This is a genomic window from Duganella sp. FT27W (assembly GCF_009295655.1).
Lineage (GTDB): Bacteria > Pseudomonadota > Gammaproteobacteria > Burkholderiales > Burkholderiaceae_D > Rugamonas > Rugamonas zoogloeoides.
On sequence record NZ_WHIV01000005.1, the window covers coordinates 567,773 to 583,457 of the forward strand.

Below are 15,685 nucleotides of genomic sequence, written 5' to 3' on the forward strand. Positions count from 1 at the left end.
TTTGCTTCAGATTTCTCGCCATGTCCACCGCAGCCACCGCCACGCCTATTTTGCCCATGCCGTCCAAGCCGGCGTCGCGCATTGCCGCCGGCACCGCCGACTTCAAGCGCAGCAACCGCGCCATGTTCTTCGGCGGCTTTTCGTGCTTCGCGCTGCTGTACTGCGTGCAGCCGCTGATGCCGTTGTTGTCGCACGAGTTCGCGCTGAGCGCGGCGCAAAGCAGTCTGGCATTGTCGATCTCGACTGCCGCATTGGCCGTGTCGCTGGTGGTGTCCAGCGCGATTTCCGAGCGGCTGGGCCGCAAACCGCTGATGGTGGCCGCCATGGCAATTGCCGCCGTGATGACGGTGCTCTGCGCGTTTGCCCACAACTACCACCAACTGCTGGCCATGCGCGCCTTGCTGGGCGTGGCCCTGGGCGGCATGCCGGCGATTGCCATGGCCTATCTTGGCGAGGAGATCGAACCGACGTCGCTGGGCTTGTCGATGGGCTTGTACATCAGCGGCAGCGCGTTTGGCGGCATGGCGGGCCGGGTGATCACGTCGGTGCTCAGCGACCATTTTTCGTGGCGCCTGGCGGTCGGCATCGTCGGCGTGGCCGGCATCATGGCGGCGTGGGAATTCTGGCGCAGCCTGCCGCCTTCGCGCCATTTCACGCCATCGCACGGCGGCTGGCGCACCTTGCCGGCCGGTTTCAGGCTGCACCTGACCGATGCCGGTTTGCCCTGGATGTTCGCGCTGGCGTTCCTGCTGATGGGCGCGTTTGTCAGCCTGTACAACTACATCGCCTATCGCTTGCTGGGGGCGCCGTTTGGCCTCAGCCAGAGCCTGGTGGGCACGGTGTCGTTCCTGTACCTGCTCGGCATCTACAGCTCGGTGTGGGCGGGCAAGCTGGCCGACCGCTATGGCCGCCGCCACGTGCTGTGGGCGGTGATGGCGATGATGCTCACCGGGCTGCTGCTCACGCTGTCGAACTGGCTGCCGCTGATCATCGCCGGCGTGGCGCTGTTCACCTACGGCTTTTTCGCCACGCACTCGGTGGCCAGCAGCTGGGTGGGGCGGCGCGCGCTCTCGAACAAGGCGCTCGCTTCCGCGCTGTACCTGTTTTTCTACTACCTCGGCTCGAGCGTGGTCGGTTCGGCCACCGGTGTGATGTGGGAGCGCAGTGGCTGGCCGGGCGTGGTGATGGTGCTGGGCGCCGCGCTGGGCCTGGGCTTGCTGGTGGCGTTACGCCTGCGCAGCCTGGCGCCGTTGGGCGCGGCCGAGAAGTAAGAAGCCGCGAGAAGCGCCCTGATCCACATCAATAAATAGCACGGAATCTGTCGGCCGCAGCCAGTGTCGAATCAAGGTGGGAACGTCGTTCGTTCCCTCTTCATTCCGCACTTTCTGGAGGTGACACCATGCAGCCCACCAACGACCGTACCAGCGCTCGCAGCGACAATCTTCAACGCCGTTTCCACCTGGTCGAACAAGCGATCGGCCAGGCTTCCGAGGCCAGCTCGGCCGAACAACACCTGCCCAGTGAACTGCGCGACAGCATCCAGCGCGTTGACCGCCTGGGCGACACCGCGCGCGAAGTACTGCAATCGGGCGACCAGGCCCGCATCCGCAAGCTGGTCACCGACATGACCACCTCCGCCGAACGCGCCCGCCGCGTCTGCACCAACATCCCGCAACTATCGGCCCAGATTCGCGGCGCGGTCAGTCATATGGCCAGCCAGATCCAGGAGCTGAAACGGGATTTGCAATAGTCGGCTGGACGCCCCAGTCCAGGGACCGCTCTGCTTGCTTGAGCGGGCGAGAAAAACCGACTATATTCGGAGAGAGACCATGAAGCAAAGCGAATTCCTGCGCTGGCTCACGCAGCGCGGCGTGCACGTTAAACAAGGCTCGAAGCACTTGAAACTCTACGCCAACGGCGAACAAACCATACTGCCGCGCCACCCGTCCAAAGAGCTCAAACAGGCTTTAGTTGACGCGGTCAAGAAAAAACTGAAGCTCAGCTAACGTTCCATCAAGGAGGTTGCCATGCAATATCCCGCTGTCTTTTCCCCCGATCCCTCGGGCGGTTACGTTGTTACTTTTCCCGATATCCCGGAGGCCATCACCCAGGGCGATACGGAATCCGAAGCCATCTGCATGGCCGAGGACGCGTTGGTCACCGCGCTCGACTTTTATTTCGAGGACCGCCGGCAAGTACCTGCGCCTTCACGTCCCCAATTCGGCCAGCGGCTGGTTGCCTTGCCAGCGGAACTGGCCGAGCGGGTCCGGTCGTTGAATGCTGCGCTGGGGCGGCAGGGGTTGGGGGCGTTCCAGGCTTGAGCCGTCGCTCACAGCACTCCCTTGGCCCGCAGCGCGGCAATCTCGTCGTCGCTGTGGCCCAGTAAATCGCGCACGATGTCGTTAGTGTGCTGGCCCAGCAATGGCGGCGCGACGGCGTTGTCCGCTGGCGAGGCGGATAGGCGCATCGGGTTGCGTACCAGTTTGACAGTGCCGGCGGTCGGGTGCGGCACTTCGGTGACGATGCCGCGCGCCAGCACTTGCGGATTGCTGTACACGTCGTCGAGGTTGTTGATCGGGCCGCACGGTACGCCCACTGCTTCCAGTTGCTCGATCCAGAAGTCGCGGCTCTGGCGTAACACCATCTCGGCCAGCAGCGGCACCAGTTCTTCGCGGTGTTTAACGCGCAACGGATTGGTGGCATAGCGCTCGTGCAAGGCCAGGTCGGCGCGGCCGCCCGTTTCCACGAATTTCTGGTACTGGCCGTCGTTGCCGGTGGCGACGATGATGTAGCCGTCGGCACACGCGAAGGTCTGGTACGGCACGATGTTCGGATGCGCATTGCCCCAGCGCTTGGGCGGCTTGCCGCTGTTGAGGTAGTTGCTGCCCATATTGGCCAGCATGGCCACCTGCACGTCGAGCAACGCCATGTCGATGTACTGGCCTGCGCCGCTGCGGTCGCGGTGGGTCAATGCCGCCAGGATGGCGATGGTGGCGTACATGCCTGTCATCAGGTCGGTCAGCGCCACGCCGGCCTTTTGCGGGCCGCCGCCGGGCAGGTCGTCGCGTTCGCCGGTGACCGACATCAGGCCGCCCATGCCCTGGATCAGAAAGTCGTAGCCGGCGCGGTGCGCGTACGGTCCGTCCTGGCCGAAGCCGGTCACCGAGCAGTAAACGATATCGGGCTTGATGGCCTTCAGTGAATCGTAATCGAGGCCGTAGCGTTTCAGCTGGCCCACCTTGTAGTTTTCCAGGACCACGTCGCAGTGCTGCACCAGTTCGCGCAGCAGGGCCTGGCCTTCGGGACTGGCAATGTCGATCGTCACCGAGCGCTTGCCGCGATTGGCGGCCATGTAATAAGCTGCTTCGGTGGTGTCGTTGCCTTCGGCATCTTTGGCGTAGGGCGGGCCCCAGGCGCGGGTGTCGTCGCCGTTGCCGGGGCGCTCGATCTTGATCACGTCGGCGCCCAGGTCGGCCAGGTTTTGCGAGCACCACGGGCCGGCCAGCACGCGGCTCAGGTCCAGCACGCGGATATGGCCCAGCGCTTTCGGTAAAGTCATCTTTATCTCTCTTGTGGGAAGTCTCGCCCGCCAGTGTAGTGTCTGTGCCGGGATCGTGATAGTGTCGTGGTTCCGTCCCTCCCAATTCCATCACTAATTCGGCATCATGTGGCCATATCCTAAAATTGTTGCGCATCGCGGCGGTGGCATCCTGGCGCCGGAAAATACGGTAGCCGGCTTGCGCGCCGGTCTCGCTTACGGCTTCCGCGCTGTCGAGTTCGATGTGATGCTGTCGAAAGACGGTATCGGCATGGTCATGCACGACCCCGATTTCGGCCGCACCGTGGCCGGACCCGGAGCGGTAGCGCGCACCCTGGCGCGCGACCTGGCGGCGCTGGATGCGGGCAGCTGGCACAGCGCCCAGTTCAAGGGCGAGCCGGTACCGTACTACACCCAGTTCATCGATTACTGCAAGGAGCAGGGCATCTGGATGAACGTGGAAATCAAGCCTGCCGACGGTTTTGAAGCTGCTACCGGCGCCTGGGTGGCGCGGGTGACGCGCGACGCCTATGCCGACGAGATCGCAGCAGGCGACATGGCCCATGTGCCATTGCTGTCCTCGTTCAGCTTCGAGGCCCTGGTCGCCGCCCGCGATAGCGCGTCCGAGGTGCCGCGCGCGTATTTGCTCGACCGCATTCCGGCCGACTGGCAAGAGCAGGCCAGGGCGCTGCAAGCCGTGTCCATCAACACCAACCACAAGCATTTGACCCGGGAACTGGCCGCGACCATCAAGGCTGCCGGATACGGCCTGTTTTGCTACACCGTCAACGATCCCGACCGCGCCAGGGAAATCCTGTTGTGGGGCGTGGATGGATTTTGTACCGATCGAATAGATTTGATCGGCCCATCCGCTTTACAAGGCCGCTAGAATCCATGTGAACGTGGAGGTCATATATAATCAACCCTTTGCATTTGCCAGCTACCCTCCCTGCATACGACATGAAATCATCTGAAATCCGCGAGAAGTTCCTCAAGTTTTTTGAATCCAAGGGTCACACGATTGTCCGTTCCAGCCCGCTGGTACCTGGCAATGATCCGACCATGCTGCTGACCAACAGCGGCATGGTGCAATTCAAGGACGTTTTCCTTGGCCTCGATACGCGCCCGTATTCGCGCGCAACCACCGTGCAGCGCTGCGTGCGCGCCGGCGGCAAGCACAACGACCTGGAAAACGTCGGCTACACCGCGCGTCACCACACGTTTTTCGAAATGCTGGGCAACTTCAGCTTTGGCGACTATTTCAAGCGCGATGCCATCCAGTACGCCTGGGAGCTGCTGACCAAGGTCTATGGCCTGCCAGCTGAAAAGCTCACCGTCACCGTGTATTTCGAGGATGACGAGGCGTACGACATCTGGGCCAACGAGATCGGTGTGCCGAAAGAGCGCATCATCCGCATCGGCGACAACAAGGGTTCGCGCTACGCGTCCGACAACTTCTGGCAGATGGCCGATGTCGGTCCCTGCGGCCCGTGCACCGAGATCTTTTACGACCACGGCGCCGACATCTGGGGCGGCCCGCCGGGCTCGGCGGAAGAAGACGGCGACCGCTTCATCGAAATCTGGAACCTGGTGTTCATGCAGTTCAACCGCGACGAAGCGGGCAATATGAACAAGCTGCCCAAGCCGTGCGTCGATACCGGCATGGGCATGGAGCGCCTGGCCGCCGTGCTGCAACACGTGCACAGCAATTACGAAATCGATCTGTTCCAGAACCTGATCAAGGCCGCCGCGCGCGAAACCGGCGCCACCGACCTGGAATCGAAGTCGCTGCGCGTGATCGCCGACCACATCCGCGCCGCGTCGTTCCTGATCGTTGACGGCATTATCCCGGGCCCTGAAGGCCACGGTTACGTGCTGCGCCGCATCATCCGCCGCGCGCTGCGTCACGGCCACAAGCTGGGCCAGACCAAGCCGTTCTTCTACAAGCTGGTGGAAGACCTGAACATCGAGATGGGCGTGGCCTACCCGGAACTGGCCGAAGCCAAGGACCGCGTGGCTGCCACCCTGAAAGCCGAGGAAGAACGTTTCGGCGAAACGCTGGAAAACGGCATGAAGATCCTCGAAGCGCAGCTGGCCAAGGATCCGACCAAGCTCGACGGCGGTACCGCGTTCACCCTGTACGACACGTACGGTTTCCCGCTGGACCTGACCGCCGACATCTGCCGCGAGCGCAACATCACGCTCGACGAGGCAGGTTTCAACGCCGCCATGGAGCAGCAAAAGAAAACCGCGCGCGCCGCCGGCAAGTTCAAGATGGCTGCCAACGTCGAATACTCGGGCGAAAAAACCAAATTCGTCGGTTATGACGACCTGAGCGTCAACGCCAAAGTCATCGCGCTGTACGCCAATGGCGCGTCGGTGCAGGAACTCAAGCAAGGCGAAGCGGGTATCGTGGTGCTCGACACCACCCCGTTCTACGCCGAGTCCGGCGGCCAGGTGGGCGACCAGGGCGCGATCAAGGCCGCTGGCAGCCTGTTCGAGGTGGAAGATACGCTGAAAATCCAGGCCGACGTCTTTGGTCAGCACGGTGTGCTCACCCAGGGCACCCTGAAAGTGGGCGACGCCGTCTCGGCGGAAGTGGACTTGCACAAGCGCGGTCGCACCATCCGCAACCACTCGGCCACCCACCTGATGCACAAAGCCCTGCGCGAAGTGCTGGGCGGCCACGTGGCGCAAAAAGGCTCGCTGGTCGATCCGGACAAAACCCGTTTCGACTTCAGCCACAACGCACCGCTGACGGCCGAGCAAATCGCCGAAGTGGAAGCCAAGGTCAATAAAGAGATCCTGGAAAACCACGCCACCAAAGCGCAGCACATGTCGTTCGACGACGCCGTCAAGCATGGCGCCATGGCGCTGTTCGGCGAGAAGTACGGCGACGAAGTGCGCGTGCTCGACATCGGCACCTCGAAAGAGCTGTGCGGCGGTGTGCACGTGCAGCGTACCGGCGACATCGGCCTGTTCAAGATCATCGGCGAAGGCGGCGTTGCTGCCGGCATCCGCCGCGTGGAAGCGGTGACCGGCGAGGGCGCGCTGGCGCTGGTGCAAGGCCTGGCACGCAAGCTCGGCGATGCTGCAGCGGCGTTCAAGTCGAACCCGGACGAGCTGCTGGTCAAGATCGGCGCCGTGCAGGATCAAGTGAAATCGCTGGAAAAAGAACTGGCGGCACTCAAATCCAAACTGGCTTCGGGCCAGGGCGACGAACTGGCCACCAAGGCGGTCGATGTGAACGGCATCAAGGTGTTGGCAGCTGTGCTGGAAGGCGCCGATGTGGCGACCCTGCGCGAGACCATGGACAAGCTCAAGGACAAGCTGAAAACCGCCGCCATCGTGCTGGCCGCCGTCAACGACGGCAAGGTGAGCCTGATTGCAGGCGTGACGGCGGACGCCACGTCCAAGGTCAAGGCCGGCGAACTGGTGAACTTCGTTGCACAACAAGTGGGCGGAAAAGGCGGTGGACGCCCCGATATGGCGCAGGCCGGCGGTACCGATCCAAGTGGTTTGCCAGCTGCCCTGGCAGGCGTGGTGGCCTGGGTGGGCGCCAAAGCCTGAGGGCAAAATATAGTCCTGCATTGCAAGTAACCCTGTAAAATCAGGGGTATCGACGGCCCGCGTGTCAAGCGCGGGCCGTTATTGTTTGAACGACTTGATTGTATACTTGCAAGTTCCCGTTGCAGAATTGCAACGGGGTACGAACTATTTTGGTGCAGCGCGTCAAGAGCACTGAAAAGGAGTAGTATTGCGAAAATGCTGCACTACTTCCTAGCTAACTAGCGGGTTCAAGATGACCGACACGATACTAGACAACGAAATCATGGAATTCCACATGGAACTCGATGCGCGCGAACTGCATTGCCCGCTGCCGATCCTCAAGGCGAAAAAAGCCCTGGCGGAACTGCAAAGCGGCGAAGTGCTGCGCATCATGGCAACCGACCCTGGCTCCGTTCGCGACTTCCAGGCTTTCGCCAAACAAACCGGCAACGCACTGCTCTCGCACGTGCAAACGGGCCGCGAATTCGTCTTTTTGATGCGCCGCAAATAAGCTTTCGGCGCCTTCTTTCTCACCAAGCTCTCACTCAGCATTGCAAATGGAATGATCGTCTAAGAAGCTTTTTAGACGACTTCCACTAACTAAAAATCGCACGATCGTGCTTTAATTTATTGTGTCCGGCGGATTTCTCATATAATCTAGCCCACTAATTTAGTCCGTTATTCACTATTTTCCCAAAGGCACAGCTATGAAAGTCTTGGTACCCGTCAAACGCGTGGTCGACTACAACGTCAAGGTCCGCGTCAAATCGGACGGCACCGGCGTCGATATCGCCAATGTCAAAATGTCGATGAACCCGTTCGACGAGATCGCGCTGGAAGAAGCCACGCGCCTCAAGGAATCGGGCAAGGTCACCGAAGTGGTGGCGATCTCGTGCGGCGTGGACAAGTGCCAGGAAACCCTGCGCACCGGCATGGCCATCGGCGCCGATCGCGGCATCCTGGTGCAGACCGACGTGGAACTGGAGCCGCTGGCAGTGGCCAAGCTGATCAAGGCGCTGGCCGACAAGGAACAGCCGCAACTGATCATCCTGGGCAAACAGGCCATCGACGATGACTCCAACCAGACCGGCCAGATGCTGGCGGCCTTGCTCGGTTGGCCGCAAGCGACGTTCGCGTCGAAGGTGGAACTGGAAGACGGTAAAGTCACCGTTACCCGCGAAGTGGACGGCGGCCTGGAAACCCTGGCATTGACCCTGCCGGCCATCATCACCACCGACCTGCGCCTGAACGAGCCGCGCTACGTGACGCTGCCGAACATCATGAAGGCCAAGAAAAAGCCGCTGGACGTGACCAAGCCGGAAGACCTGGGCGTCGATGTGACCCCGCGCCTGAAAACGCTGAAGGTTGTCGAGCCTGCCAAGCGCTCGGCCGGCATCATCGTGCCGGACGCCGCCACCCTGGTCGCCAAGCTGCGCACCGAAGCCAAAGTCATCTAAAGGAATCATCATGGTCGCATTAGTTATCGCAGAACACGACAACGCCAGCCTGAAAGGCAGCACCCTCCACACCGTGACCGCAGCTGCCCAGTGCGGCGGCGACGTGCACGTGCTGGTGGCCGGTTCCAACGCCGGCGCCGCCGCTGCGGCTGCCGCGCAAATCGCCGGTGTGTCGAAAGTCATCGTGGCCGACGCGCCGCACTTTGCCGACGGCCTGGCCGAGAACGTCGCCGAGCAAATCCTGACCCTGGCGCAGGGCGATGCCTACAGCCACATCCTGGCCCCGGCCACCGCCTACGGCAAGAACATCCTGCCTCGCGTGGCTGCCAAGCTGGACGTGGCGCAGATTTCTGAAATCACCAAGGTCGATTCGCCCGATACCTTCGAGCGTCCTATCTACGCCGGTAATGCAATTGCCTACGTGCAATCGTCCGACAAGATCAAGGTCATCACCGTGCGCGCTACCGGCTTCGATGCCGCCGCTGCCACCGGTGGTTCGGCTGCTACCGAAACCGTGACCGCCGTGGCCGATTCGGGCAAGTCGAGCTTTGTGGGTCGCGAGCTGGCCAAGTCCGACCGTCCGGAACTGACCGCTGCCAAGGTGATCGTGTCCGGTGGCCGTGGCATGGGTTCGGGCGAAGCCTTCAAGGTGCTGGAACCGCTGGCCGACAAGCTGAACGCCGCCATGGGCGCTTCGCGTGCAGCGGTCGATGCCGGCTACGTACCGAACGACTGGCAAGTGGGCCAGACCGGCAAGATCGTCGCGCCTAACCTGTACATCGCCGTCGGTATCTCGGGCGCGATCCAGCACCTGGCCGGCATGAAAGACTCGAAAGTCATCGTGGCCATCAACAAGGACCCGGAAGCGCCGATCTTCTCGGTGGCCGATTACGGCATCGTGGGCGACCTGTTCGAAGTGGTGCCGCAGCTGGTGGCCGAGCTGGGCTAATCCTCCCTGCTGCAAGGAGCCACGCTGGTCGCGCGCTGGACGCCTGACCATCGTGGCTTTTTTTTACCCGAATTTTCCTACACGACATCAGAATCCGGAGACATCATGCCCTACCAAGCCCCCCTCAAAGACATGCTGTTCGTCATCAACGAACTGGCCGACCTGGCCACCGTCACCGCGCTGCCCGGCAATGAAGACGCCACCCTCGACACGGCCGAAGCCATCCTCGAAGAAAACGGCAAGTTCGTCAGCGGCGTGATCGCGCCACTGAACCACGCCAGCGACAAGGAGCCAAGCTACTGGCACGACGGCCAGGTCACGACCTCGAAAGGTTTTAAAGCCGCGTTCAAGGCCTTTGGCGAGGCGGGCTGGCAGGGCGTGCAGCATCCGGTCGAGTTTGGCGGCCAGGGCTTGCCCAAGTTGCTGGCCACGCCGTGCATCGAGATGCTGAACTCGGGCAGCATCTCGTTCGCGCTGTGCCCGCTGCTGTCGGACGGCGCCATCGAAGCGCTGCTGACCGCCGGCAGCGACGAACAAAAAGCGATTTACCTGGAAAAGCTGGTGTCGGGCGAATGGACCGGCACCATGAACCTGACCGAGCCGCAAGCAGGCTCCGACCTGGCCGCCGTGCGCACCCGCGCCGAGCCGCAGGGCGACGGCACTTATAAAGTGTTCGGCACCAAGATTTTCATCACCTACGGCGAGCACGATTTCTCCGACAACATCGTGCACCTGGTGCTGGCGCGCACGCCCGATGCGCCGGCCGGTGTCAAAGGTATTTCGCTGTTTATCGTGCCGAAGTTTCTGGTCAATGCCGACGGCACGCTGGGCGCGCGCAACGACGCCCACTGCGTCTCGCTTGAACACAAGCTCGGCATCAAGGCCAGCCCGACCGCCGTGCTGCAATTCGGCGACCATGGCGGCGCTATCGGCACCCTGGTTGGCCAAGAAAATCGCGGTCTCGAATACATGTTCATCATGATGAACGCGGCGCGCTTCGGCGTCGGTTTGCAAGGCATTGGGCTGGCCGAGCGCGCGTATCAAAAAGCGGTGGCGTTTGCGCGCGACCGCGTGCAGTCGCGCGATGTGGCTGGCTCCGCCGGTCCGGTCGCCATCATCCACCACCCTGACGTGCGCCGCATGCTGATGAATATGCGCTCGCAAACAGAAGCAGCGCGGGCGCTGGCTTACGTGGGGGCGGGCTTGTCCGACATCGCCCACAGCCACGCCGACGAGGCGGTGCGCAAGCAGAACCTGGCCGTGTACGAATACTTGGTGCCGATCATCAAGGGCTGGTCCACCGAAATGTCGCAGGACGTGGCGCGCGATGGCGTGCAGGTGCACGGCGGCATGGGCTTCATCGAAGAGACGGGCGCGGCCCAGCACTACCGTGACGCCAAGATCCTCACGATTTACGAAGGCACGACCGCGATCCAGGCCAACGACCTGGTGGGCCGCAAGACCGTGCGCGATGGTGGCGCCGTGGCCAGGGGCCTGGTCGAGCAAGTGCGCGCCACCCAGGCGCAACTGGCCGCATCGGGCGACGCCCACCTGCAAGCGATTGCCAGACAACTGGCGGCTGGCGCCGACGACCTGGCGGCAGTGGTGGACTTCGTGGTGGCCAACGTCAAGAGCGACGTCAAAGCCGTGTTTGCCGGCAGCGTGCTGTACCTGAAACTGGCCGGCGTGGTCTTGGGGGGCTGGCAAATGGCGCGCGCAGCGGCAATTGCGCAAGGCAAGCTCGAAGCGGCCGAGGGTGATGCCGGCTTCTACCGGGCCAAGATCGGCACGGCACGCTTCTTTGCCGACCACATCCTGTCGCAGTCCTCAACTCTGCGCACGGCGATTGTCGATGGCAGCGCCGGCGTGCTGGCGCTCGATGAGGCGCAGTTCTAAGCGGCCTTAGACGCAAAAAAGCAGCCTCGGCTGCTTTTTTGCGATGTAGAGTACCCGAGAAAACCTTCGGAGCGAGGCGCTGCAGCGCCGCGATGGAGGTTTTATCGGATGCTCTTAGCGGCGTACCAAGGTGCCGTTCTGCTTCTGCACCCGGTCGCCATTGACCATCTGCGGGTCGTTGTCGTACACAAAGCTGTCCTGCTTGCCGTCGTCGTAGCGCACGTGGACGGTCCACTGCTTGGTGGTCCGTGCGTGGCCTTCCACTTGCTTGCCCGCATAGGCGCCACCGGCGGCGCCGGCGAGGGTGGCGAGTTTCTTGCCGCCGCCGCTGCCTACCTGGTTGCCCAGCAGGGCGCCCGCCACGCCGCCAGCGATCAGGCCCACGGCGCCGCCTTCTCCGGCTTTTTCACCGACAACGACCGAAGTGACGCGGCCGCAGTCGTGGCAAGCCGTCGCTTTGGGCGCCTTGGTGTTGTAGCGCGCCTTGGCGTCGGCATTGTGCTGCGTGTATTCGCTCTGGGCGTCGCGCAGGCATTGCATGCGGGCGCTCGAGCTGCCTTCTTCCGCGCACAGTTTCTTGTCTGCCGCGTAGCGGGTGGCGATGCGCTTGGTCTCGGCGTTGTATTCCGATTTGCTCATCTGGGCATATGACGTCGATGTCAGAGTAGCGAGCGCCACTGCCAGCAGGATGGAGTGCTTGTTCATATTGTTCTCCTCGTTAATTGTAAAGTTAGCCGTAGGCGCCGCCTGTGTAGAGCAGATCGAAAAAGCGTGAGATTGTGGCAATCAAGCTCGCGGCGCCGATGGTCATGGTGGCAACCAGGACGATGGCGATGGGCCAGCGCGTGTTCGACAGCTTGCCGGAATGCGGATTGAAGCGCGCATCCCACTTGTCGTCCGGCATCAGGCCCAGCACCAGCGCTTCCAGGAAGCCTGCCAGTCCCGACAGCATAATCGGTAACAGCTTGTAGAAGCCGTCCGCTTGCGGCGCCAGCGTGGCCACCAGCCAGGCGGCGGGCAGGGCCGCCAGGTGCAACCAGAGCCACGGATCGCGCCAGCCGCGCAGGTACAGCCGTTGCAGGCCGAGGCCGCCGAACAGGAAGGCGAGCAGGGTGGCGGTGGTCTTGCTTTTGTGGCGTGCGGTCATTGGAATGCGGCAAAAAAGTCCGGAGGCGGCCAGTATCGGTCATAATGTCGCCCCCGGCCTACTTTTTTGGCAAGAACCGAATCCAGGTATTGCCCCGTTGGCCGGAACGGGGGATAATCTTCGATTACCCCAATCTGCCCGATTATTTCATTAACGCTTGCTGCTTTGCGGTCAGGCGCGCTATAATTTGCGGCTTTTTCCGTCCTAGCACACTTTTTGGAAATATTATGGTCGTTATTCGTTTAGCTCGTGGAGGCGCCAAGAAGCGTCCGTTCTTCAACATCGTTGCAACCGATTCGCGCAATCGTCGCGATGGCCGTTTCATCGAACGCATCGGTTTCTACAACCCGATGGCGCAAGGCGGCGAAGTGCCACTGCGCATCACCGCTGACCGTCTGGCTCACTGGCAATCGGTCGGCGCGCAACTGTCGCCAACCGTGGCTCGCCTGGTAGCTTCGAACAAAGCAGCGTAATAGGTTGCTGGTTTGACCGATAAGCAAGCATCCGGGGTGCAAGTCCCCGACGATCTGGCACAGGTAGGCTTTGTCTTCGGTGCCTACGGCGTCGCTGGCTGGGTGAGGATCCGTCCTTTCTCGGAAGATGCGGATGCGCTGCTCTCGGTGAAAACCTGGTGGATCGACAAGCCCACCTTGCACGATGTCGATGTCAAGCAGTGCAAACTGCATGGCGGCGACGTGGTCGCACAGCTGGTCGGCGTCACTGACCGGAATGTCGCAGAAGCGCTCAAGGGCGCCGCTGTTTCCATTCCGCGCAGCCGCTTCCCGGTATTGTCGGAAGACGAGTTTTACTGGGCCGAGTTGATCGGTCTGGAAGTAGAAAATCTGCAAGGTGAGTCCCTCGGTACGGTGACTGACATGATGAGCAACGGTCCACAGTCGATCTTGCGCATCAAGCCGGCAATGTCGGCAACATCGGCAGAGGCAGCACCCGACGACGCGGCGCAAGAGCGCCTGATTCCATTTGTCGAAGCGTTCATCATCAAGGTGGACAAAGAGGCGAAAAAAATCACTGTCGATTGGGGCCTTGATTACTAGTGAACATAAGGGCGGCCCGCCATGCAATTCGATGTCGTGACCCTGTTCCCCGAAATGTTCGCCGCACTGACGCAGTCGGGTGTCACCCGGCGCGCGTTCGAACAGAATAAATGTGGCTTGTCGTTGTGGAATCCGCGTGATTTCACCACCGACAATCACCGCACCGTCGATGACCGCCCGTACGGTGGCGGCCCCGGCATGGTGATGCTGGCCAAACCCCTGGAAGCGGCGATCAACGCAGCGAAAGCGCGGCAAGTTACAGCCGGTTTGCCGGCGCCGCGCGTGGTGTTCATGTCGCCCCAGGGCAAGCAGTTGACGCACGAGCGCGTGGTACAGCTCAAGCAGGAACCCGGCCTGGTGATTCTGTGCGGCCGCTACGAAGCTGTCGATCAGCGCCTGTTGGACCGCTGCATCGACGAAGAAATCAGCCTTGGCGATTTCGTGCTGTCCGGCGGCGAGTTGCCCGCGATGGCCTTGATGGATGCCGTGATCCGCCTGATTCCCGGCGTGTTGAACACGGATGCCTCGGCAGTTGAGGACAGTTTCGTGAACGGTTTGCTCGATTCGCCGCATTACACGCGCCCCGAGTCGTACGAAGGCGTGGCGGTGCCGCCGGTTTTAATGGGCGGCAACCACGCCGAGATCGGCAAGTGGCGCCGCCAGCGCATGCTGGAAGCGACCGCGCGCAAGCGGCCCGACCTGCTGGTCAAGGCCCGCGCGGCAGGGCAGCTGAGCAAGATCGATGAAAAGTTTTTGGCAGGTTTATAAAAACCTGTTGTAGTCCCCGGGCAGGTAAACCTGTCTATTTTTATTGTAGTGCACCATCCTCTACCGGGCATCTGGCTCAACCCCACAGCGCGCCGGCATGATGGCTTTTGGAGTTTATAAAATGAACGTGATTCAACAACTCGAGCAAGAAGAAATCGCTCGCCTGGGCAAAACCATCCCTGATTTTGCACCTGGCGATACCGTGGTCGTGAACGTAAACGTAGTCGAAGGCACCCGCAAGCGCGCCCAGGCATACGAAGGCGTCGTGATCTCCCGTCGTAACCGTGGCCTGAACTCGAACTTCATCGTTCGTAAGATCTCGTCCGGCGAAGGCGTAGAGCGTACCTTCCAACTGTACTCCCCGCTGATCGCTTCGATCGAAGTGAAACGCCGCGGTGACGTACGTCGCGCTAAACTGTACTACCTGCGTGATCGTTCCGGTAAATCGGCACGTATCAAGGAAAAACTGCCAAACCGTCGCCCAGCGGCGAAAAAAGCAGTCGCCGCTTAATAGTAGCGATTGTGTTTGGAGAGAGGGGCGCCAAGTTGGTGCCCCTCTTTTTTTAGTCGGTTACTTCATTTTGGAGCCCACTTGGCCAAGCTGCTGTTCGACCCCCGCATATTACCGATCGACGCGATCGCCGGCGAACCGGCGCTGGCGCTCGAACGCCTGAGCGCCGACTGGTTGCGCCAGCGCTTTGCCGAGCAGCCCGAGTGGGCGCCCGAAGCGGCTGAAACCAGCTACGCGGTGCGGGCGGACGGTTCGCCCGCCACTGCCGCGTCGGTCCTGATCGCACTGGTGCAGCGCCCCGAGGGTTTGAGCCTGGTGCTCACCCAGCGCAACGCCGACCTCACCGACCACCCGGGCCAGATCAGCTTTCCCGGCGGCCGCGCCGAAGCGTACGACGCCAGCCCGGTCGAGACCGCGCTGCGCGAGGCGGAGGAGGAAATCGGCCTCGATCGCACCCACGTGGAAGTGATCGGCAGCTTGCCCGACTATTACACCGGCACCGGTTACCGCGTCACGCCGGTGGTGGCGCTGGTGACGCCGCCGTTCACCCTGCAGGCCGATCCCGGCGAGGTGGAAGAGATTTTCGAGGTGCCGCTGGCGTTCCTGATGGACGGCTTGCACCACCAGCGCTTGTCGGTCGAACTGCCGTCCGGTCGGCGCAGCTTTTACGCCATGCCGTATGGCACCTATTACATCTGGGGCGCGACTGCCGGCATGCTCAGGAATTTATTCCACTTCCTGCGCGCCTGACGCCTTCTTAATGTTTGATTCTGTTACACGTCTAGGTTATCGTAACGGGCATTGAGGTATGGCTG

18 protein-coding genes are annotated in these 15,685 nt (G+C 61.8%); 15 read left to right on the top strand and 3 right to left on the bottom strand.

Going from position 1 to position 15,685, the window contains the following annotated elements:
* Positions 1-20: 20 nt before the first annotated feature.
* The 4 genes from F8197_RS24420 (at position 21) to F8197_RS24435 (ending at position 2,321) form a co-directional block, all read left to right on the top strand.
* Entirely contained in the window at positions 21-1,271 is a 1,251-nt protein-coding gene (locus F8197_RS24420) for an MFS transporter (protein ID WP_152884238.1), read from the top strand.
* 128 nt (positions 1,272-1,399) lie between these two features.
* Complete coding sequence (locus tag F8197_RS24425) at positions 1,400-1,750, top strand: hypothetical protein (protein WP_152884240.1); 351 nt, start codon at positions 1,400-1,402, stop codon at positions 1,748-1,750.
* A 79-nt stretch (positions 1,751-1,829) separates the two neighbouring features.
* Positions 1,830-2,006: a type II toxin-antitoxin system HicA family toxin gene (locus tag F8197_RS24430; RefSeq protein WP_152884241.1), complete on the top strand. Its 177-nt coding sequence runs from the start codon at positions 1,830-1,832 to the stop codon at positions 2,004-2,006.
* A 21-nt stretch (positions 2,007-2,027) separates the two neighbouring features.
* The gene (locus F8197_RS24435; protein ID WP_152884243.1) at positions 2,028-2,321 is read left to right on the top strand and encodes a type II toxin-antitoxin system HicB family antitoxin; all 294 of its coding nucleotides are present in this window, start codon (positions 2,028-2,030) and stop codon (positions 2,319-2,321) included.
* A gap of 8 nt (positions 2,322-2,329) precedes the next feature.
* Here F8197_RS24435 and F8197_RS24440 read toward each other — a convergent pair whose 3' ends face one another.
* Positions 2,330-3,559 carry a CaiB/BaiF CoA-transferase family protein gene (locus F8197_RS24440; RefSeq protein WP_152884245.1) on the bottom strand — a complete coding sequence of 410 codons (1,230 nt, stop codon included), beginning with the start codon at positions 3,557-3,559 and terminating at the stop codon, positions 2,330-2,332.
* A 106-nt stretch (positions 3,560-3,665) separates the two neighbouring features.
* On the opposite strand from F8197_RS24440, the gene ugpQ reads away from it, so the two are divergent.
* From ugpQ to F8197_RS24470, 6 genes are all read left to right on the top strand, one after another.
* Positions 3,666-4,427, top strand: a complete 762-nt coding sequence (gene ugpQ, locus F8197_RS24445) for a glycerophosphodiester phosphodiesterase (RefSeq protein WP_152884247.1) — start codon at positions 3,666-3,668, stop codon at positions 4,425-4,427.
* Positions 4,428-4,498: 71 nt separating this feature from the next.
* A complete protein-coding gene (alaS, locus tag F8197_RS24450; protein ID WP_152884249.1) occupies positions 4,499-7,108 on the top strand; it encodes an alanine--tRNA ligase in 2,610 nt (869 codons plus the stop codon).
* A 262-nt stretch (positions 7,109-7,370) separates the two neighbouring features.
* A complete protein-coding gene (locus F8197_RS24455; RefSeq protein WP_026637260.1) occupies positions 7,371-7,598 on the top strand; it encodes a sulfurtransferase TusA family protein in 228 nt (75 codons plus the stop codon).
* Positions 7,599-7,794: 196 nt separating this feature from the next.
* A complete protein-coding gene (locus tag F8197_RS24460) occupies positions 7,795-8,544 on the top strand; it encodes an electron transfer flavoprotein subunit beta/FixA family protein (RefSeq protein WP_152884251.1) in 750 nt (249 codons plus the stop codon).
* Between the two features lie 10 nt (positions 8,545-8,554).
* The gene (locus tag F8197_RS24465; protein WP_152884253.1) at positions 8,555-9,493 is read left to right on the top strand and encodes an electron transfer flavoprotein subunit alpha/FixB family protein; all 939 of its coding nucleotides are present in this window, start codon (positions 8,555-8,557) and stop codon (positions 9,491-9,493) included.
* A gap of 105 nt (positions 9,494-9,598) precedes the next feature.
* On the top strand, positions 9,599-11,389 hold the full coding sequence (locus F8197_RS24470; protein WP_152884255.1) for an acyl-CoA dehydrogenase: 1,791 nt from the start codon (positions 9,599-9,601) through the stop codon (positions 11,387-11,389).
* 114 nt (positions 11,390-11,503) lie between these two features.
* Here the strand turns inward: F8197_RS24470 and F8197_RS24475 are convergent, their stop codons facing one another.
* Both F8197_RS24475 and F8197_RS24480 read right to left on the bottom strand, forming a co-directional pair.
* Entirely contained in the window at positions 11,504-12,094 is a 591-nt protein-coding gene (locus F8197_RS24475) for a glycine zipper 2TM domain-containing protein (RefSeq protein ID WP_056137333.1), read from the bottom strand.
* A gap of 25 nt (positions 12,095-12,119) precedes the next feature.
* On the bottom strand, positions 12,120-12,536 hold the full coding sequence (locus F8197_RS24480) for an NINE protein (protein WP_056137330.1): 417 nt from the start codon (positions 12,534-12,536) through the stop codon (positions 12,120-12,122).
* A 227-nt stretch (positions 12,537-12,763) separates the two neighbouring features.
* Here F8197_RS24480 and rpsP point away from each other — a divergent pair, with 227 nt between their 5' ends.
* The 5 genes from rpsP to F8197_RS24505 all read left to right on the top strand — a co-directional run bounded on the left by rpsP (position 12,764) and on the right by F8197_RS24505 (position 15,620).
* The gene (gene rpsP / locus F8197_RS24485; protein ID WP_019921707.1) at positions 12,764-13,009 is read left to right on the top strand and encodes a 30S ribosomal protein S16; all 246 of its coding nucleotides are present in this window, start codon (positions 12,764-12,766) and stop codon (positions 13,007-13,009) included.
* A gap of 12 nt (positions 13,010-13,021) precedes the next feature.
* The gene (gene rimM, locus F8197_RS24490) at positions 13,022-13,591 is read left to right on the top strand and encodes a ribosome maturation factor RimM (protein WP_152884257.1); all 570 of its coding nucleotides are present in this window, start codon (positions 13,022-13,024) and stop codon (positions 13,589-13,591) included.
* 21 nt (positions 13,592-13,612) lie between these two features.
* Positions 13,613-14,359, top strand: coding sequence for a tRNA (guanosine(37)-N1)-methyltransferase TrmD (gene trmD, locus F8197_RS24495; protein WP_152884259.1), 747 nt, complete (start codon positions 13,613-13,615; stop codon positions 14,357-14,359).
* Positions 14,360-14,480: 121 nt separating this feature from the next.
* Complete coding sequence (gene rplS / locus F8197_RS24500) at positions 14,481-14,870, top strand: 50S ribosomal protein L19 (RefSeq protein WP_019921710.1); 390 nt, start codon at positions 14,481-14,483, stop codon at positions 14,868-14,870.
* Between the two features lie 81 nt (positions 14,871-14,951).
* A complete protein-coding gene (locus F8197_RS24505; protein ID WP_152884261.1) occupies positions 14,952-15,620 on the top strand; it encodes a CoA pyrophosphatase in 669 nt (222 codons plus the stop codon).
* Positions 15,621-15,685 lie beyond the last annotated feature (65 nt).